Source organism: Nocardia pseudovaccinii (assembly GCF_050942345.1).
GTDB classification, from domain to species: Bacteria; Actinomycetota; Actinomycetes; order Mycobacteriales; family Mycobacteriaceae; genus Nocardia; species Nocardia pseudovaccinii.
This window is the reverse complement of sequence record NZ_CP192074.1, coordinates 6,955,805-6,974,478: the sequence shown is the minus strand read 5'-3', so window position 1 is coordinate 6,974,478 and position 18,674 is coordinate 6,955,805. Positions and strand designations below refer to the sequence as shown.

Genomic DNA, 18,674 nt, shown 5'->3' with positions numbered 1-18,674 from the left:
GCAACAAGCGTTGCAAAATATGCAATGCCTGAGCGATATGATTCGGCGGAGACGATTCCGCGGGAAGGAGCGACATGGCTATCGATGAGAAGGCCGTTGCCGCGCTGGCGGATCGGACGCTCGGACCCGAGCACAAGGGCCTGCCGCCCGCGGCCTGGGGCCGCACGGTTCGCGACTTTCTGGACTCCGCGCCGCACCTCGACGAGTTCGAAACCCCGGTATTGACCGTCGACCGCGCGGCCGTCGCGGCGAATGTCGCGGTGATGGCGGACTGGGCGGCGGCCGCGGGCGTGCGCCTGGCGCCGCACGGGAAGACCACCATGGCTCCGCAGCTGTGGGCGCAGCAGTTGGCCGCCGGGTGCTGGGGGATCACCTTCGCCACCGTGTGGCAGGTGCAGGTGGCCCGGTCGTTCGGAGTCGGACGGATAGTGCTGGCCAATGCACTCGTCGATCCGGTCGGATTGCGCTGGGTCGCCGCGGAATCCGCGCGGGATCCGGAGTTCGAATTCTTCTGCTGGGTCGACAGCGTCGAGACCGTCGCGCTGATGGAGCAGCACCTGACGGGTGATGCGCGCATTCGGGTGATCGTCGAACTCGGTGGGCCGCACGGGCGTACCGGCGCACGCACGGTCGAACAGGCGCATGCGATTGCCGAGGCGGTCGGCCGCGCCGAGCGACTGACTCTGGCCGGAGTCGGCGGCTATGAGGGTGCGCTCGCTCACGATCGCACCCCGGACGGGATCGCCGCGGTCCGGCGCTATCTGGACGAAATCGCCCGCTTGCACCGCGAACTCGCCGCGGCCGGACGCTATCCGGAAGGCGCGATCGTCACCGCGGGCGGCAGTGCCTTCCCGGATCTTGTCGTCGAATGTCTGGCCGGACTCGCCGACGAGCAAGGTGTTCCGACCACGGTGGTCCTGCGCTCCGGTGCGTACATCATTCACGACGACGGCTTCTACGCGGGCATTTCGCCGCTGGCCGCGCCACGCAGCGAACGACCGCTGCGCTCGGCGATGCACGGCTGGGCGCGGACCGTTTCGCGACCCGAGGCGGAACTCGCGCTGCTGGACGCCGGTAAGCGCGATCTGCCATTCGATGAGGGGCTTCCGGTCCCGCAATTCGTTGCGGGACCGGAAGGTTCGTTGAATCCGGCGGCACATGTCAGTGCGCTCAATGATCAGCACACGTTCCTGCGGCTGCCGGGCGGTGCCGCCGGTGATCTGCCGGTCGGCAGTGTGGTGCGGCTCGGTCTGTCGCATCCGTGTACCGCTTTCGACAAGTGGCGGTTGATCCCGGTCATTGATGACGCCGACGCGGAGCGGCCACGTGTTGTCGACCTCGTTCACACCTTCTTCTGACGAGTGGCCATGACGGACTTAGTGTTTCGCGATATCGATGTCATAGACGGCACCGGAGCGCCACGCTTCCGTGCCGATGTCGGCATCGATCGAGGACGGATCAGCACTATCGCCGACCCGCGAACGATCACCGAGGCGGCCCGGTTCATCGACGCGCCTGGTTCGGTGCTCGCCCCCGGCTTCATCGATATGCACGCGCACTCCGATCTGCATCTGCTCACCGAGCCCGGCCATTTCCCGAAGATCAGCCAGGGCGTCACCACCGAGGTCATCGGACAGGACGGGCTCTCGTATGCCCCGATCGATGACACCGCGCTGGCGGTACTGCGGCGTCAGATCGCCGGGTGGAACGGCAATCCCACCGATCTGGACTTCTCCTGGCGCACGGTCGCGGAGTATCTGGACCGCCTTGATCAGGGCATAACACCGAACGCCGCGTACCTCGTACCACAGGGCACGCTGCGGCTGCTGGTCGTCGGTAGCGAGCAGCGCCCGGCGACGGTGGCGGAGATCCGGCGTATGCGGGAGCTGCTCGCGCAGGGGCTGCGCGAGGGTGCGGTCGGTATGTCGAGTGGGCTCACATATACGCCGGGAATGTATGCGGACACCGGGGAATTGGCGGCGCTGTGCGAGATCGTCGCCGAATACGGCGGGTTCTATGCGCCGCATACGCGCTCCTACGGTAAGGGCGCGTTGGCGGCATACGCCGAGATGATCGGCCTGGCTCGCAGCACCGGCTGCGCACTGCATCTCACCCACGCGACGATGAACTTCGGCGTGAACCGCGGGCGCGCACCGGAATTCCTGGCGCTGATCGATGCCGCCCGGGCCGAAGGGTGCGATATCACCCTCGACACGTATCCGTACCTCCCCGGCTCCACGACACTTTCGGCGCTGCTGCCGAGCTGGGCGATGTCCGGTGGCCCGGATGCGGCTTTGGCTCGCATCGATGATCCCGAGATGCGCGCGCGAATCACGTTGGACGTGAATGTGAGTGGTTCCGACGGCTGCCACGGCGTCACCGTCGAATGGGAGACCATTCAAATCAGCGGTGTCGCCAATGCGGAGCTGGGGGAGTACGTCGGTAGGACCGTCGCGGAAATCGCGGCCGATACCGATCGCGCACCCGTCGCGGTGTTCTTCGACCTGCTGCGCAGAGATCAGTTGGCCACCACCATTCTGCAGCATGTCGGGCACGAGGAGAACGTGCGCGCGATCATGGCGCACCCGGTGCATATGGGCGGCAGTGACGCACTGCTCGTCGGTGATCGGCCGCATCCGCGCGCCTGGGGCACCTTCCCGCGCTATCTGGGCCATTACGTTCGCGAGCTCGGTGTGCTCGGGCTAGAGGAGTGCGTGCACCACCTCACCGGTCGGCCCGCCGAGCGGCTGCGACTGAGCGACCGCGGGCACGTATTCACCGGATACGCAGCCGATCTCGTGCTGTTCGACCCATCGGCGATCACCGATACCGCGACCTTCGACAACCCGAAGCAGCAGGCGCGCGGCATTCAGCACGTGCTGGTCAACGGCGAATTCGCCATCGAGAACGGTGCGCCCACCGGCAAGCTCGCCGGACGCGCGCTGCGCATGGATGCCACGCGGAAGGAGACATATTGAACGCCACGAGCGCTCTGGAAGTCATGCGCGCCGACCGCGTGCTGACTGTGGTGCGGGCGCCGGTGATTCCGGATCCATTGGCGCTCGCGGACGCGCTGGCGGGCTCCGGGATTCGCACCTTGGAGCTCACCTTCACGACGCCTGGCGTGCTCGATTATCTGCGCATCGCCGCGACGGCCCCCGACGCTGTCGTCGGTGTCGGAACCGTACTGCATGCCGATCAGGCCGCGGCCGCCATCGACAACGGTGCACGGTTCCTCGTCACACCCGGTGTGCGCGCGGAGGTCGCGGCTGTCGCGGCCGAACGCGACATTCCGGTCGTCATGGGCGCTTTCACGCCCACCGAGGTGCTCACCGCACTCGACCTCGGCGCCGCCGCGGTGAAGATCTTCCCCGCCAGGGCGCTCGGCCCCGGCTATTTGAAAGACCTGCGCGGTCCCTTCCCCGATGTGGCGCTCATTCCCTCCGGGGGCGTCAATGCGGGCAACGCCGCCGAATTCCTCGCCAACGGAGCCGTGGCCGTGACCGCGGGTACCGATGTCGTGGCCCCATCCGACGTCGCCGCGGGCCGATGGTCCGAAATCGCTTCGCGTGCGGCGTCATTCGTTCGATCCATGAATTGAGAGGTACCCACATGGGCACCACTGTCGACTGGCTGCGCACCACCACCCCCGGATTGCTGGTGCTGTGCGGTCTCGCGATTGCCGTACTGCTGTTCGCCATTATCAAGGTCAAGCTGGAGCCGTTCATCGCGCTGCTGCTCACCGGACTCGGGCTGGCGCTCGCCGCCGGACTGCCGGTGTCGAAGATCGTCGGTACGGCGATCAAGCCCGGTGATTCGCTGCTGGAGACCGGTTTCGGCGGCATTCTCGGGCATATCGCGGTCATCATCGGCCTCGGCACGGTGCTCGGTGCGATCCTCGAACGCTCCGGTGGTGCGGATGTTCTGACCGGCAAACTGCTGAGCATCTTCGGTGAGAAGGGTGCACCGGTCGCCATGGGTCTGCTCGGGCTCATCTTCGGCATCCCGGTCTTCTTCGATATCGGCATCTTCGTGCTCGCACCGCTGATCTATGTGGCCGCCAAGCGCGGTGGGCGATCGCTGGTGCTGTACGCCATGCCGATGTTGGCCGGTCTGTCGATGACCCACGCGTTTCTGCCGCCGCATCCGGGTCCGGTGGCACTGGGTGGACTGCTCGGGGTGAGCCTGGGATGGCTGATCATCATGGGATTCGTCTGTGGTTTACCGGGTTTCATCGCCGCGGGCATTGTGTGGGGCACCTACATCGGCAAGCGGGTACAGGTCGAGGTGCCTGCCGAGTTCTTGGTGCGGCCGGCGGCCGAGTCCGCAGCGAAGGGCGAAGGTCCGGGCACCGCAACGGATCCGGAGGCCGTACGCACCGAGACCCGCCCGCCAGCGGTCGGGCTCATCGGCGGCATTATCGCGATTCCGCTGGTGCTCATCCTCGGTGCGACCTTCGGCAGCCAATGGCTGGACAAGGATTCGGGGCTGCTGCAGGTGCTCACCTTCCTCGGCACACCCGCAGTGGCGCTGCTGATCGCGGTGCTTGTCGCCTTCTATCTGCTCGGTGTGCGGCGCGGTTCCAGCGTGCAGGAGCTCAGTACGCTCACCGCGGAATCGCTGAAGCCGGTCGGCATGCTCTTGCTGGTGGTCGGTGCGGGTGCGTTCTTCGGAAAGGTCATCTCCGCCACCGGTATCGGCACCGCACTCGCCGATACCATGTCGGCCGCCGGTCTGCCGGTGATCGTGCTCGCGTACATCATCAGCTGCGGTCTGCGCATCGCACAGGGCTCGGCTACCGTCGCCATCGTGACCACCGGCGGCATTGTCGCGCCGCTGGTCACCGGGCACGGCTACTCGCAGATGGCCATCGCACTCATCGCCATGGCGATCGCGGCGGGCTCGATCATCCTCAGCCATGTGAACGACGGTGGCTTCTGGATCATCTCGAAGTACTTCAACCTGACGGTGAAGCAGACACTGCAGACCTGGACGGTGCTCGAAACCGTGCTCTCGGTGGTCAGCTTCGCGGTGGCGGCGGTGCTGTTCGCGATTGTCGGCTGAACTCGTCCAGCCCGGCGTCGGATCCCGGTGCCGGGCTGGTCAATTCGTGCAGTCGAAGTTCTGTAGTGCGGCGGCGCAGCGGTCGGCTTGGGCACGAATGGCCGCGACGAGTTCGGGTGGGCCGCTCAGCAGCGTGAAGTCGATATCGACCGAGGTGATCATCCAGACCAGCGCCTCCGGCGTGTCCGCGCCGACGTGCAGTTGGCAGCTGTGGTCGTCGACTGCTTCGATGACGCCCATGCCGGGCCAGACATTCGCCGCGGCGTCCTCGGCGGATTTGTGCAGCAGGGCAATTGCTTGATGCGGCCACGCCCGTGCGGACAGTCGCAGCGAAAGGTGGACCGCGACATCGCCTTCCGGGAGTTCGCGCGGAGTGAAGCGCGGGCCGGTCGGGGTTCGTGGCGAGATGCGGTCGGCCCGGAAGGTGCGCCAATCATCGCGATCGACATCCCAGGCTACGAGGTACCAGCGCCTGCTGAAGTGCACCAGGCTGTGCGGCTCGACCGCACGGCGGGTGGTAGCACCGCTGTGTGCGCGATAGTCGAAGCGCAAGCGCTCGTGCCGTTGACAGGCCTCGGCGACGGCCATCAAGGTGTCCGGTTCCACCGTTGCGTCCGGTGTCCCGACGCGGACCGTCGCGCCACGCAGCGTGCGGACGCGGTGGCGCAGCCGCGGCGGCAGCACCTGCTCGAGTTTGGTGAGCGCGCGCAGCGATGCCTCCTCGATGCCAGCGACCGTCCCGTCGGAAGCGCTGCGCAAGCCGACCGCCACGGCGACGGCCTCCTCGTCATCGAGCAGCAGCGGCGGCAGTGCGGCCCCGGCGCCGAGCCGGTAGCCAGCGGTGCCCTGTGTGGCGTGCACCGGGTAGCCGAGTTCACGCAGCCGATCCACATCGCGTCGGATCGTGCGGCCGGTGACGCCGAGTCGTTCGGCGAGTTCGGTTCCGGTCCAGTCGCGGTGGGTCTGCAGCAGGGCGAGCAGTTTGAGCAGGCGCGCCGAGGTTTCCAACACGAGATCCAGAATGCCGGACGCTTAGGAACGATCCTGTCCTAAGGGGGTCCTATCGTCGCTTCCATGAGCACCGAACAGGACATCCGCCCCTTCCGCATCGACATCCAGCAGGCCCAGATCGACGATCTGCACGCTCGGCTGGGGAATACCTTGTGGCCGGATGAAATCCCGGGCGGCGGTTGGGACAGGGGCGCGTCGATCTCGTATATGAAGGGGCTCGCCGATTACTGGCGGTCCGAATACGATTGGCGCGCAGTCGAAGCGCGGCTGAACGAGCTGCCGCAGTTCGTCACCGATATCGACGGGCAGCGGCTGCACTTCCTGCACGTCCGCTCGCCCGAACCCGGCGCCGTGCCGCTGGTACTGAGCCACGGCTGGCCCGGCTCGTTCATCGAATTCCTCGATGTGATCGGACCTTTGAGCGATCCGCGCGCCCACGGCGGTGATCCGGCCGATGCATTCCATCTGGTCATCCCGTCATTACCCGGATTCGCCTTCTCGGAGCCCGGACCGAAGGTCGGGGACGGTTCGACCGAGCAATTCGCGCGGGTGGTGGCGAAGTTGATGGCCCGGCTCGGCTACGACCGGTACGGGGCGCAGGGCGGCGACGCGGGCTTCTTCGTCTCGACCGAACTGGGACGGATCGCCACCGACCATGTGCTCGGGATCCATGTGAACGGGCCGATCACACTGCCGTCCTGGAGCGCTGACGGTACGGAACCGGAGTACAGCCCGCAGGATCGGGCGAAGCTGGACAAGCTCACCGGTAGCGAGAGCTACACCCGTTTCGGCTATGCGATGGTGCAGGCGGGGCGTCCGCAAACCCTGGCGATCGGCATGCACGATTCACCCGCCGGTTTGCTGACCTGGATCGTGGATCTCTTTCAGCGCTGGACCAATCCCGCGCTCGAGTTGCCCGACGAGGCGGTGGATCGCGATGCGCTGCTGACGAATGTCAGCCTCTATTGGTTCACCAGGACCTTCGTCTCCTCGATCCGGCTGTACGGGGAGGGGGACTCGTGGGGGATGCCCGCGCGGAATTCCGGCGTGCCGACTGCGGCCGCGGTATTCGCCGGTGACAATTCCATTCGGGTGCTCGCGGAGCAGCAGCACAACATCGAACGCTGGACGGAGTACGACCGGGGCGGTCACTTCGCCGCGATGGAAGCACCGGACCTGCTGACCGACGACGTGCGCGCGTTCTTCCGCTCGCTGCGCTGAGCGTGGTGGCGACCGTGGGCTTGCGCAAGGTCAAGGAGCGTGCGGGCCCCGGTAGCGTTCGGCCATGGCGAAGGCCGTCGCGGCGAGCCGGTCGCGGAATTCCGGCGGGTCGAGAACCTCGCAGAATTCGCCGAGCGGCAGGATCGCACCCGCCAGCACCTCATAGGACTCCGAGGGAATGGTTACTTCGACCCAGCCCTCGGCGTCCGGTTCGGTGGCCGATGCCATCGCTTCGGCGACCGCGGCGGGCTCGTTCATCAGCCGGAGCAGGCGCAGCTGGGCGGCCGCGATCCGGCAGCGAGCCCGCACTCGCAGCATCGATCGGGCGAAATCGTCGGCGGACTCCGACCAATGCTCGGCGAGATTGAAATCGTCTGGCCGCGTGAACGATTCGCCGACCTGCTCGGCCGCGGCGATCCGGCTGACCCGATAGGAGCGGATGGCCGATCCGTCCCGTGCGACGAGATACCAAGTCCCGGCTTTCAATACGAGGCCGAGTGGATCCAAGCGGCGTTCGACGGCTCGATCCTTGCGCCGATACCGGATGTCGAGTCGCCTGTCGTGCCACAAAGCGTCGGCAACCGCTGCGAGCGTTGGTGTTTCGTCGGGACGATGAAACCAGCCCGGCGCGTCCACATGGACACGTTCCGCGATTCGTGTTGCCCGGCCGCGCAATTCGGGTGGTAGTGCGGCGAGCACTTTGAGCTGCGCGGTCGCCAATACCGTGCCGAGTCCGAGATCGGCAGCGGCCGCGGGTTGCCCGGCGAGCAGTACTGCATCGGCTTCCTCGGTGGTGAGACCGGTCAACCGGGTGCGGTACCCGTCGACCAGCCGAACGCCGCCGGTCCGACCCGGTTCGCTGTAGATCGGCACGCCCGCGGCGGACAGTGCCTCGATATCCCGATACACCGTGCGCACCGACACCTCCAGCTCGCGCGCCAGCTCCGGCCCGGTGGTCCGGCCGCGGGTCTGGAGCAGCAATAACAGCTGCACCAGTCGACTCGCTCGCATGATTCGAGATTAGCCATAAAACCTGACAGAAGATGTCAAGTTTGCCTCGTACCGTCGATCTCATGACCACATGGAGCCAGTTCACCGAAGAAGCGCCACGCATCGCCACCGTCTTCACTCGTCGACACCAAGCCACCGGCAATCTCTGCATGCTCGGCACCCTGCGCTCCGACGGCTTCCCCCGCATCAGCCCCGTAGAACCGCGGATCTTCGAGGGCATGCTGGTAATCGTGGGCATGCCGAACACCACCAAATTCAAGGATCTCGCCCGCGACCCGCGCTTCTGCCTGCACACCGCGACCGTCGACACCCAAGTCGGCGACGGTGACGCAAAGCTCTTCGGCACCGTCATCGACCTCCCGGACAAGGAAGTCCACGCCCGCTTCGCCCAGCAACTGTTCGACGAATCCGGCTTCGACATCCGCGGCCAAGAGTTCGACCACTTCTACACCGCGGACCTGACCAGTGCCTCCACCGTCGAGGTCACCGACGATCACCTGGACATCACCATCTGGAAGCCCGGGCAGGGGGAGCGGGTGGTGCGCAAACACTGAGAGCGGCCGGTGGCGATCACCGCCCGGCCAGGAACTCGTCTTCTGCCGGATAGTCGAAGAACTGGCGGAAGTAGGGGTCGTCGGTGGGGGGTGTTCCCGACGTATCGCCTGAGCGGGCGGCGGAAATCAGCCAGTCGAGCTGTGCGGCAACTGTTGTCGCGTAGTCGCCGACCGGTTGATAGCCGAGGGCGGTGGCTGCGGAGGTGTCGAGGGTGACGGGGTGGGTGGAGTCCCAGGGTGTATTGCCCAATGGATGATCGTCGAGCAGGATCTCGGTCCAGTCGTGGGCGAGGTGGCGGGCGACCGTGCGGGAAATGTCGAGGGCGGTGGGGGTGTCCGGATCCGCGATATTGAGGATGCGGGTGCCGGGCTGGTGGGCGACGGTTTCCACCAGTGCCGCGATATTGGCTGCGGCGGTGGTGTGGACGATCCCACCGCCTCGGCGGCGCAGCAGGACCGAGCGGCGCCCATCGAGGATTCGCTTCACGAAGACCCATTCGCGTGGACGACGGTTGCCCACTCCATGGACGCGCGATGGTCTCAGCACAGTGATGGGGAGGCCGCTGTCGAGCGAGACCTGCTCTGCGGCAACCTTGTTCGCTCCATAACCAGCGCGGGAGTTGTAGTCGATATTGCCAGGCGGCATCGTCGGTGCGGATTCGGGTAGTGGGCCATCGAATCGAGGCTCGACCTCCGAATTCGCGTGGTTGCCAGCGGCATCGATGTATACCGCCTTGCTGGACAGCAATACCGTCGAACCGGCTTCCGCCGCTAGTTCCACCAGGGTTCGAGCGTGGTCGGCGGTGTAGCAGGCGCAGTCGACGAGGAGATCTATTCCGGCGGCCAACTCCCGTCGCATGTCCGCGCGATCCGTGGCGATGAAACTCACACCGGCCGTGTGGAGTTCGACGGGGAGGCGGGTCCGTCCCGTCACTCGCACCTGCCAGCCCGCAGCCGCCATCCGCAATGCGATGGCGCGTCCGATCACGCCGGACCCAGCCACGATCAGTGCATCAGGCACCATTCGAGCCTAGAGCAACGCCTGGGCATCAGTTGGCTGAGGCGAGCTCATCCCTGCGCCGCCGCAGAAAGGTCTGTTCTGCGGTGTTTTCCGTGTGGGCGATGGCGGCGTCGTAGGCCTGAATTGCCTCCGCGGTGCGGCCGAGTCGGCGTAGGAGGTCGGCGCGGATCGCGTGGTACAGGTGGTGATTCGGTAGATCGATTTCAGAGAGCAGGGTAAGCGCCGCATCAGGACCCTCGATTTCACCGACCGCCACCGCGCGGTTCAGCGCCACCACTGGACTCGGTGCTATGGCGGCCAATTGGTCGTAGAGCTGCAGAATTTGTTGCCAGTCGGTGGATTCCGGATCGGTGGCGTCGGCGTGCACAGCGTTGATTGCGGCTTGGATCTGGTAGGGGCCGGGTTGGTTGCGGCGCAAGCACTCTCGGACGAGGGCATGTCCCTCGGTGCGGAGAGTGCGGTCCCAACGGTTACGGTCTTGGTCGGCCAGCGGTACGAGTGACCCGTCCGGTGCGGTCCGGGCGGCTCGGCGCGATTCGGTGAGCAGCATCAGCGCGAGCAGACCGGATACCTCCGGCTCGTCGGGCATCAGGTCGACGAGTAAGCGCCCCAAGCGGATTGCCTCGGCGCACAGGTCGGTTCGAACCAGCCGATCACCGGAGGTGGCGGTATGGCCCTCGGTGAAGATGAGGTAGATGACGGCCGAGACCGCGCACAGGCGGGCGGGCAGGTCGGCGTCGCGCGGAACTCGGTAGGGGATGCGCGCGTCGCGGATCTTGCCCTTGGCGCGGACGAGCCGTTGCGCCATGGTCGATTCGGAAGTCAGGAAGGCGTGTGCGATTTCGGGTGTGGTGAGACCGCCGAGCAGCCGCAATGTCAGTGCCACTTGGGCATTCAGCGACAGTGCCGGGTGGCAGCAGGTGAAGATCAGGCGGAGGCGGTCGTCCTGGACGGCGCTCATATCGTCGGATTCGTTGTCGGCGTGCAGAAGTGCGGCCTCGGCATGGCGGTCGTCGCGAGACGCTTCGCGCCGCAAGCGATCGATGGTTCGGTTGCGCGCGGTGGTGATTATCCAGCCGGGCGGGCTCGGCGGGAGTCCGTCGGTCGGCCACCGCTGTACGGCGGCAGTGAACGCGTCCTGCACCGCGTCCTCGGCGATGGTGATATCGCCGAAGACGCGGATCAGGCTGGCGACCACCCGGCCGTAGTGTTCGGTGAATACGGCCGCGATCGCGGCATCGGTGACCATCTCAGTGATCGGCCACCGGCCGCACCTCGATCGGCAGGGTGAGCACCGCGGCCATCTTCTTGCCCCAGTCGAGCGCCTCGTCCAGATCGGCCGCCTGGATGACGGTGAATCCGCCGATGTACTCCTTACTTTCGACATACGGACCGTCGGTGACGAGCACATCGTTGCCCTGGGCGCGCAGCACCGTCGCGGTACTCGGCGCATGCAGGCCCGCGGCGAAAACCCAGGCGCCCGCGGCCCGTATCTCGTCGTTCAGCGCGTACAGATCGCGCATGATCTCGTCGAGATTGTCCGGCGGCGCATTGCCTTCGGGCTGATAGATGCTGAGCAGATACTGCTGCACGGCTCCTCCTCATCCCCGCCGGTAGGTGGCGATCACCACGCCGGTGGGGGTGGTGACGCTATCGGTGAGTCGCAGTTCGCCGAGGTCCGCGCCATCGAACAGCCGCCGCCCACCGCCGACCACGATCGGATGGATCAGCAATAGATACTCGTCGACGAGATCGTTGCGCATCAACGTTTGCAGCAGATCGCCGCTGCCGAGCACCACGAGATCCTGCCGCAGTTCGCGTACCGCGGCGGCGACATCGCCGCCGAGCAGCGTGGAGTTCTCCCACGGCAATGGTTCGGTCAACGTCCGGGACGCGACGAACTTCTCGGTCTTGTTCAACACCTCGGTGTACGGATTGCCGGTTTGCTGCGGCCAGAAGCCGTAGAACTGCTCGTAGGTCCGTCGTCCGAGCAACAGCGCACCGTGATGGGTCGCCATATGTTCGCCCATCACCCTGGCCTGCACGGGGTCGTCGTGGCGATGCACCCAGCCACCGTGCCGAAAGCCGTCCCGGGTGTCCTCATCGGCCCCGCTGGGGGACTGCATGACGCCGTCCAGGGTGAGGTGCTCGACCGCGATGATCTTGCTCATGGAAGTCCTTTCCGTCGGCCGGTCGGTTACCGGCTTCACTACCTACACGAACGGCCCTGCGGCGAATCGACACCTCGGACAGAAATCGGTCGGATATTTCGGTGCCCGCCGAAATATCCCGGCGCGATCATGGTGTGGTGCAAACCCGAGGAGCCGAACTGGCCGGACTGGCCACCCTGCTGGCCGACCGCACCCGCGCCGATATGTGCCTGGCCCTGGTCGACGGTCGCGCCTGGACGGCAGGTGAGCTGGCCAGACATGCCGGAGTGGCGCCGTCCACCGCGACCGAGCACCTGAATCGGCTGTTCGACGGCGGTCTGCTCATCGAACGCCGTCAGGGCAGGCACCGCTACGTGCAGCTGGCCAGCTCGCAGGTCGCCGAGTTATTGGAGACCATGGTCGCCCATCTGGAACCGGCGCACCCGGAACCCACGACGCTGCGCGCGGCCACCGCGGCGGCGGCCCTGGCCCGTGGCAGAACCTGCTACGACCACCTCGCGGGCCGACTCGGCGTTGCGATCACCGCCGCCATGACCGAGCGCGAACTGCTCGATGACGAAGGCGGCTTCGCCCTCACCGAGGCGGGTTCGGCATGGCTGACGGGGCCGATGGGCATCGAGGCGGACACACTGCGGACCCGCCGCCCGATTGCCCGTCCCTGCCTCGACTGGACCGAACGCCGGACCCACCTCGGCGGTGCCGCGGGCGCACAGCTGTACCGCAGGCTGCAGGCACTGGATTGGGTGCGACGCGTTGGGTCGGGCCGCGCTGTCATGCTCACTCAGAAGGGGGAGATCGGTCTGCGCGAGGCGCTGGGCATCGATCCCGCAACAGTCGGCTGACACCGCGCCCGTTTTCGCGCAGGATCGATCGAGTGCCGAATCTCATCGACGCGATTGACCCGCCACCTCCTCGGGTATCACTGCCCGGGCGATCCGGAATCGCCTGGTGACGTGGGCCAGGATCGGTGGAGCAGGACCCCGTTAATGAATGGGCTTGCATAATCGTGCATAATCATCACATGGTTGATTCGTCGAGTAACCCAGTGTTGCGGGTTGCTGTGGCCGGTGCCAGTGGATACGCCGGCGGTGAGGTGCTGCGCCTATTGCTCGGCCATCCGGCCTACCGCGACGGGCGCCTCGTCATCGGGGCGCTGACCGCTGGATCGAATGCGGGCAGCACGCTGGGGGAGCTGCAGCCGCATCTGCTGCCGCTCGCCGATCGCGTGCTCGCGCCGACCACACTCGACGAGCTGGCCGGCCACGACATCGTCTTCCTCGGCCTGCCGCACGGTCAGTCCGCGGCCATCGCCGAGCAGCTGCCGGAGTCGACGGTGATCATCGACTGCGGCGCCGACTTCCGGCTGACCGATGCGGCGGCCTGGGAGAAGTACTACGGCACCACCCATGCGGGCAGCTGGCCCTACGGCCTGCCGGAGCTGCCGGGTGGGCGCGAGCGGCTGCGCGGCGCGCACCGGATCGCCGTGCCCGGTTGCTATCCCACGGTCGCCAGCCTCGCGCTGGCACCGGCGATCGCGGCCGGAATCATCGAACCGACGGTGCATGTTGTTGCGGTAAGCGGCACTTCGGGCGCTGGCCGCAAACTCGACATCGGCCTGCTCGGTTCCGAGGTGATGGGTTCGGTGCGGGCCTACGGCATCGCGGGCGCGCACCGGCACACACCCGAGATCGCGCAGAACCTGCGGGCCGCCGGTGGCACCGAGGTCGCCGTATCGTTCACCCCGGTGCTGGCGCCGATGCCGCGTGGCATCCTCGCGACCTGCACGGCTCCGACCCGAGTAGACGCCGACCAGGCTCGCGCGGTCTATGAAAAGGCTTACGCCGATGAACCATTCGTGCAGCTGCTGCCGGAAGGCACACTGCCGCAGACGGGTTCGGTGCTCGGCTCCAATGCCGTGACCCTCCAGGTCGCGGTGGACGCCGATGCCGGACTGCTCGTGGTGATCGGCGCGATCGACAACCTGACCAAGGGCACCGCGGGCGCCGCGGTCCAATCCATGAATCTGGCCGTCGGATTCGACGAGACCGCAGGACTTTCCACCGTAGGAGTGGCACCGTGACGACGATCGAAACTCCGGGAGGCAAGCTGGTCCGGAGCCAGGGCGTGACCGCACCGCTCGGCTTCCGGGCGGCGGGCATCGCCGCAGGCATCAAGGCCAGCGGAAAACCCGATCTGGCACTGGTGTTCAACGAGGGGCCGGAATACGCGGCCGCTGGCGTGTTCACCCGCAACCAGGTGAAGGCCGCACCGGTGCTGTGGTCGCAGCAGGTGCTCACCGCCGGCCGCTTGCGTGCGGTGATCCTGAATTCCGGTGGGGCCAACGCGTGTACCGGTCCGGGCGGATTCCAGGACACCCACCAGACCGCCGAGGAATTGGCCAAGGCGCTGAGCAATTGGGGCACCGAAACCGGTGCGGGCGAAATCGCCGTCTGCTCAACGGGTTTGATCGGCGACCGGCTGCCGATGGACAAGGTGGTTCCGGCCGTCACCGAGATCGTGCACGAAATGGGCGGCGGGCTGTCCGGCGGTCTCGATGCGGCATACGCGATCATGACCACCGATACCGTGCCCAAGGAAGCGGCCTTCCACCACCGCGACAAGTGGAATGTCGGCGGCATGGCCAAGGGCGCGGGCATGCTCGCCCCATCGCTGGCGACCATGCTGGTGGTGCTCACCACCGATGCCGCCGCAACTGCCGAACAACTGGATCGCGCGCTGCGCAACGCGACTCGGCTCACCTTCGACCGGCTCGATGTCGATGGCTCCTGCTCCACCAATGACACCGTGCTGCTGCTCGCCAACGGGGCGAGCGAGGTCACGCCGTCGCAGGAGGACCTCGACGCGGCGGTGCTCGCGGTCTGTGACGATCTGGCCGCCCAGCTGATGGCCGATGCCGAGGGCGTGACCAAACGGGTGCAGATCACCGTCGCCGGTGCGGTCTCCGAGGACGAGGCGCTGATCGCGGCGCGCGCTGTCGCCCGCGACAGTCTGGTCAAGACCGCGCTCTTCGGTTCCGACCCGAACTGGGGCCGGGTGCTCGCCGCCGTCGGCATCGCACCGGTCACCCTGGATCCGAACCGGATCTCGGTGTCGTTCAACGGAAATCCGGTCTGTGTCGACAGTGTCGGCGCGCCGGGTTCGCGCGAGGTCGACCTGTCCGGCGCCGATATCGAGGTACGGATCGAACTGAATGTCGGTGACGGCACCGCCACCGTGCGGACCACCGACCTGTCGCACGGCTATGTCGAAGAGAATTCGGCCTACAGCTCATGAGCGAGCGCAGCGAGCGAACATCAACACAGCCAGCTTCGCTGGGCATGGCGGAGCTGAGCGCCAGCGAGGCGCAGCCATGACCAGCGATGCGGTGCGGGAACTTTCGGCGTTGGACAAGGCGCACGTCCTCGCCGACGCATTGCCGTGGCTGCAGAAGTTCCGCGACAAGATCGTAGTCGTCAAATACGGCGGCAACGCGATGATCGATGCGGAGCTCAAACAGGCCTTCGCCGCCGATATGACGTTCCTGCGCACCGTCGGCGTACATCCGGTGGTGGTGCACGGCGGCGGACCGCAGATCAGCGCGATGCTGAAAAAGCTCGGGCTGCAAGGTGAATTCCGCGGCGGCTTCCGGGTCACCACACCCGAGGTGATGGATGTGGTGCGGATGGTGCTGTTCGGTCAGGTCGGCCGGGAACTGGTCGGGCTGATCAATGCGCACGGTCCGTACGCGGTCGGCATTTCCGGCGAGGACGCGCGCCTGTTCACCGCGACCCGGCGCACCGTCGACGTCGACGGCGAGGCCACCGATATCGGTTTGGTCGGCGATGTCACCGAGGTGAATGCCGACGCCGTGCTCGACCTCATCGGCGCGGGGCGTATTCCGGTGGTTTCCACCATCGCCCCGGACGCCGACGGCGTGGTGCACAACATCAATGCCGACACCGCTGCCGCCGCACTCGCCGAGGGCATCGGCGCGGAAAAACTGGTGATTCTGACCGACGTCGAGGGCCTCTACACCAACTGGCCGGACCGTTCGTCGCTCACCTCGCGCATCGACGCGGCCGAACTGGCCGAGTTGCTGCCACGTCTGGATGCGGGCATGGTGCCCAAGATGGAAGCCTGCCTGCGCGCCGTGCAGGGCGGGGTGCCGACCGCGCATGTCATCGACGGTCGCGTCCCGCATTCGGTGCTGTTGGAACTGTTCACCGGAGAAGGAATCGGAACGATGGTGACGCCCGCCCCGCTCCCGACGAGCGCGGCGGACACACTGAACGGAACGAAAATATGAGCGAGCGCAGCGAGCGAACAATAAACACAGCCGACCTGTCGGTCGTGACGGAGCCGAGCGCCAGCGAGGCGGAGTCATGAGCGACACAGCAGAGCTGCAGCAGCGGTGGTCCGCCGCGTTGATGAAGAACTACACCACCCCCAAGGTCGCGCTGGTGCGCGGCGCGGGCGCGGTGGTCTACGACGCGGACGGCAGACGCTACGTCGACTTCCTCGGCGGTATCGCGGTCAACAGCCTGGGCCACGCCCATCCGGCGATTCTGGAAGCCGTTACCCAGCAGCTCGGCACGCTGGGCCACACCTCGAATATCTACGCCAACGAACCGGTCATCGAACTGGCCGAACGGCTGCTCGCGCACTTCGGCGACGGTGAATTCGGGGACGGCCACGGCCGTGCGTTTTTCTGCAACTCGGGCACCGAAGCCAATGAGGCAGCGTTCAAGATGGCGCGGCTGACGGGGCGGCACAAAATCATCGCGACCGACGAGGCCTTTCACGGCCGGACCATGGGCGCGCTCGCGCTCACCGGGCAGCCCTCCAAGCGGACGCCGTTCGAGCCGATGCCCGCGGGTGTCGTCCACGTGCCCTACGGCGATGCGGCCGCGCTCGAGGCGGTTGTCGACGGGGACACCGCGGCGGTATTCCTCGAACCCATCATGGGGGAGAGCGGCGTTGTCGTGCCGCCCATCGACTATCTGGTGAAGGCGCGGGAGATCACCGCGCGTCACGGTGCGCTGCTGATCCTCGACGAGGTGCAGACCGGTATCGGCCGGTGCGGAAAGTTCTACGCGCACCAGGCATTCGGCATAGTGCCGGATGTGATCACGCTGGCCAAGGGGCTCGGCGGCGGGCTGCCGATCGGTGCTGTGCTGGCCACCGGACCGGCCGCCGATCTGCTGACGCCCGGGCTGCACGGCACCACATTCGGCGGCAACGCGGTCTGTGCCGCAGCGGCTTTGGCGGTACTGCGCACCATCGATGAGACCGACCTGCTCGCCCATGTCGAATCCGTCGGCAAGCGGCTCAGTGACGGCATCGAGCTGCTCGAGCACCCGTTGATCGATCATGTGCGTGGTGCGGGTCTGCTGCTCGGTATCGTGCTGACCGACGATATCTCTGCCGAGGTCGAGAACCGGGCGCGGGAGGCGGGCTATCTGGTGAATGCGCCCAAACCCAACATCATTCGGCTCGCGCCGCCACTGGTGCTCACCGAGACCCAGTCCGACAATTTCGTCGGCGATCTGCCCGAGATCCTGGACGGTGCGATCGTGGACGCCAAGGGGGGCAAATGAGTACAGCATCGCGGAGCGATTCCATGAGGGGTGGCGGCCGGGAGACGGGTGGGCCACTCCGGCACTTTCTGCGCGACGATGATGTCACGCCTGCCGAGCAGGCCGAAATCCTCGCGCTCGCAGCGGAATTGAAGAAGGATCCGTTCGCGCACCGGCCGCTGGAAGGGCCGCGCGGAGTCGGGGTGATCTTCGAGAAGAACTCCACCCGCACGCGGTTCTCCTTCGAAATGGGCATCGCGCAGCTCGGCGGGCACGCGGTGGTGGTCGACGGTCGCGACACCCAGCTCGGGCGCGAGGAGACGCTCGGCGATACCGGCAAGGTGCTCTCGCGCTACGTAGATGCGATCGTGTGGCGGACCTTCGAACAGGTGCGGCTGGACGAAATGGCCGTCACCGCGACGGTGCCGGTCGTCAATGCCTTGTCGAATGAGTTCCACCCGTGTCAGGTCCTCGCCGATCTGCAGACGCTGGTCGAGCGCAAGGGCAATCTGGTCGGGCGCAACCTCACCTACTTCGGTGACGGTGCGAACAATATGGCGCATTCGCTGCTGCTCGGTGGTGTGACCGCGGGTCTGAACATAACGATCGCCGCGCCAACGGGTTTCGAGCCGCTGCCATGGATTCTCGAGGCCGCGCGCAAGCGAGCTGCCGAGACCGGCGCGACCATCACCCTCACCGGCGATCCGGTTGCCGCGGCGGCAGGCGCCGATGCTCTGGTGACCGACACCTGGACCTCCATGGGGCAGGAGAACGACGGCCTCGACCGCGTCGGCCCGTTCCGGCCGTTCCAGCTCAACGACGATCTGCTCGCCGAGGCGCATCCGGATGTCGTTGTGCTGCACTGCCTTCCGGCGCATCGCGGCGAGGAGATCACCGACGAGGTGCTCGACGGACCGCACAGTGTGGTGTGGGACGAGGCGGAAAACCGGCTGCATGCGCAGAAGGCGCTGCTGGTGTGGTTGCTGGCCAAGCGGGGTGAGGCGCGGTGAGCCGTGGGTTCGGCCGCGCGAGACGTTGCGGTGAG

18 protein-coding genes are annotated in these 18,674 nt (G+C 66.6%); 12 read left to right on the top strand and 6 right to left on the bottom strand.

Annotated features, from left to right (window positions below; all coding sequences use genetic code 11):
• Positions 1-74: 74 nt before the first annotated feature.
• The 4 genes from ACQPZ2_RS31360 to ACQPZ2_RS31345 are packed head-to-tail and all read left to right on the top strand — an operon-like array spanning position 75 to position 5,064.
• A complete protein-coding gene (locus ACQPZ2_RS31360; RefSeq protein WP_433521759.1) occupies positions 75-1,358 on the top strand; it encodes an amino acid deaminase in 1,284 nt (427 codons plus the stop codon).
• Between the two features lie 9 nt (positions 1,359-1,367).
• Positions 1,368-2,978 (top strand): N-acyl-D-amino-acid deacylase family protein, encoded by a 1,611-nt coding sequence (locus ACQPZ2_RS31355; RefSeq protein WP_433521758.1) that lies wholly within the window; start codon positions 1,368-1,370, stop codon positions 2,976-2,978.
• 23 nt (positions 2,979-3,001) lie between these two features.
• On the top strand, positions 3,002-3,601 hold the full coding sequence (locus tag ACQPZ2_RS31350) for a bifunctional 4-hydroxy-2-oxoglutarate aldolase/2-dehydro-3-deoxy-phosphogluconate aldolase (protein WP_433527569.1): 600 nt from the start codon (positions 3,002-3,004) through the stop codon (positions 3,599-3,601).
• Positions 3,602-3,612: 11 nt separating this feature from the next.
• Positions 3,613-5,064 (top strand): GntP family permease, encoded by a 1,452-nt coding sequence (locus ACQPZ2_RS31345; protein ID WP_433521757.1) that lies wholly within the window; start codon positions 3,613-3,615, stop codon positions 5,062-5,064.
• Between the two features lie 39 nt (positions 5,065-5,103).
• Here ACQPZ2_RS31345 and ACQPZ2_RS31340 read toward each other — a convergent pair whose 3' ends face one another.
• Positions 5,104-6,075, bottom strand: a complete 972-nt coding sequence (locus tag ACQPZ2_RS31340) for a helix-turn-helix transcriptional regulator (RefSeq protein ID WP_433521756.1) — start codon at positions 6,073-6,075, stop codon at positions 5,104-5,106.
• A 63-nt stretch (positions 6,076-6,138) separates the two neighbouring features.
• Here ACQPZ2_RS31340 and ACQPZ2_RS31335 point away from each other — a divergent pair, with 63 nt between their 5' ends.
• Entirely contained in the window at positions 6,139-7,296 is a 1,158-nt protein-coding gene (locus tag ACQPZ2_RS31335; protein ID WP_433521755.1) for an epoxide hydrolase family protein, read from the top strand.
• 30 nt (positions 7,297-7,326) lie between these two features.
• Here the strand turns inward: ACQPZ2_RS31335 and ACQPZ2_RS31330 are convergent, their stop codons facing one another.
• On the bottom strand, positions 7,327-8,307 hold the full coding sequence (locus tag ACQPZ2_RS31330; RefSeq protein ID WP_433521754.1) for a helix-turn-helix transcriptional regulator: 981 nt from the start codon (positions 8,305-8,307) through the stop codon (positions 7,327-7,329).
• 62 nt (positions 8,308-8,369) lie between these two features.
• Between ACQPZ2_RS31330 and ACQPZ2_RS31325 the strand changes: the two genes are divergently transcribed.
• Positions 8,370-8,861, top strand: a complete 492-nt coding sequence (locus ACQPZ2_RS31325) for a pyridoxamine 5'-phosphate oxidase family protein (RefSeq protein WP_433521753.1) — start codon at positions 8,370-8,372, stop codon at positions 8,859-8,861.
• A 16-nt stretch (positions 8,862-8,877) separates the two neighbouring features.
• Here ACQPZ2_RS31325 and ACQPZ2_RS31320 read toward each other — a convergent pair whose 3' ends face one another.
• From ACQPZ2_RS31320 to ACQPZ2_RS31305, 4 genes are read right to left on the bottom strand one after another with little or no spacing between them, the layout of a single operon-like run.
• The gene (locus tag ACQPZ2_RS31320) at positions 8,878-9,882 is read right to left on the bottom strand and encodes an NAD-dependent epimerase/dehydratase family protein (RefSeq protein WP_433521752.1); all 1,005 of its coding nucleotides are present in this window, start codon (positions 9,880-9,882) and stop codon (positions 8,878-8,880) included.
• A 28-nt stretch (positions 9,883-9,910) separates the two neighbouring features.
• Positions 9,911-11,131 (bottom strand): RNA polymerase sigma factor, encoded by a 1,221-nt coding sequence (locus ACQPZ2_RS31315; protein ID WP_433521751.1) that lies wholly within the window; start codon positions 11,129-11,131, stop codon positions 9,911-9,913.
• A gap of 1 nt (position 11,132) precedes the next feature.
• A complete protein-coding gene (locus tag ACQPZ2_RS31310; protein ID WP_433521750.1) occupies positions 11,133-11,474 on the bottom strand; it encodes a YciI family protein in 342 nt (113 codons plus the stop codon).
• Between the two features lie 9 nt (positions 11,475-11,483).
• Positions 11,484-12,053: a dihydrofolate reductase family protein gene (locus tag ACQPZ2_RS31305; RefSeq protein WP_433521749.1), complete on the bottom strand. Its 570-nt coding sequence runs from the start codon at positions 12,051-12,053 to the stop codon at positions 11,484-11,486.
• A gap of 137 nt (positions 12,054-12,190) precedes the next feature.
• On the opposite strand from ACQPZ2_RS31305, the gene ACQPZ2_RS31300 reads away from it, so the two are divergent.
• The 6 genes from ACQPZ2_RS31300 (at position 12,191) to argF (ending at position 18,639) form a co-directional block, all read left to right on the top strand.
• Positions 12,191-12,895, top strand: a complete 705-nt coding sequence (locus tag ACQPZ2_RS31300) for an ArsR/SmtB family transcription factor (protein WP_433521748.1) — start codon at positions 12,191-12,193, stop codon at positions 12,893-12,895.
• A 179-nt stretch (positions 12,896-13,074) separates the two neighbouring features.
• Complete coding sequence (argC, locus tag ACQPZ2_RS31295) at positions 13,075-14,133, top strand: N-acetyl-gamma-glutamyl-phosphate reductase (RefSeq protein ID WP_433521747.1); 1,059 nt, start codon at positions 13,075-13,077, stop codon at positions 14,131-14,133.
• Positions 14,130-15,347, top strand: a complete 1,218-nt coding sequence (argJ, locus tag ACQPZ2_RS31290) for a bifunctional glutamate N-acetyltransferase/amino-acid acetyltransferase ArgJ (protein WP_433521746.1) — start codon at positions 14,130-14,132, stop codon at positions 15,345-15,347. The genes argC and argJ overlap by 4 nt, the downstream gene beginning before the upstream one ends.
• Before the next feature lie 76 nt (positions 15,348-15,423).
• On the top strand, positions 15,424-16,359 hold the full coding sequence (argB, locus tag ACQPZ2_RS31285; protein WP_433521745.1) for an acetylglutamate kinase: 936 nt from the start codon (positions 15,424-15,426) through the stop codon (positions 16,357-16,359).
• 76 nt (positions 16,360-16,435) lie between these two features.
• Positions 16,436-17,650 carry an acetylornithine transaminase gene (locus tag ACQPZ2_RS31280; protein WP_433521744.1) on the top strand — a complete coding sequence of 405 codons (1,215 nt, stop codon included), beginning with the start codon at positions 16,436-16,438 and terminating at the stop codon, positions 17,648-17,650.
• Complete coding sequence (gene argF, locus ACQPZ2_RS31275; protein WP_433521743.1) at positions 17,647-18,639, top strand: ornithine carbamoyltransferase; 993 nt, start codon at positions 17,647-17,649, stop codon at positions 18,637-18,639. The genes ACQPZ2_RS31280 and argF overlap by 4 nt, the downstream gene beginning before the upstream one ends.
• Positions 18,640-18,674: the final 35 nt, after the last annotated feature.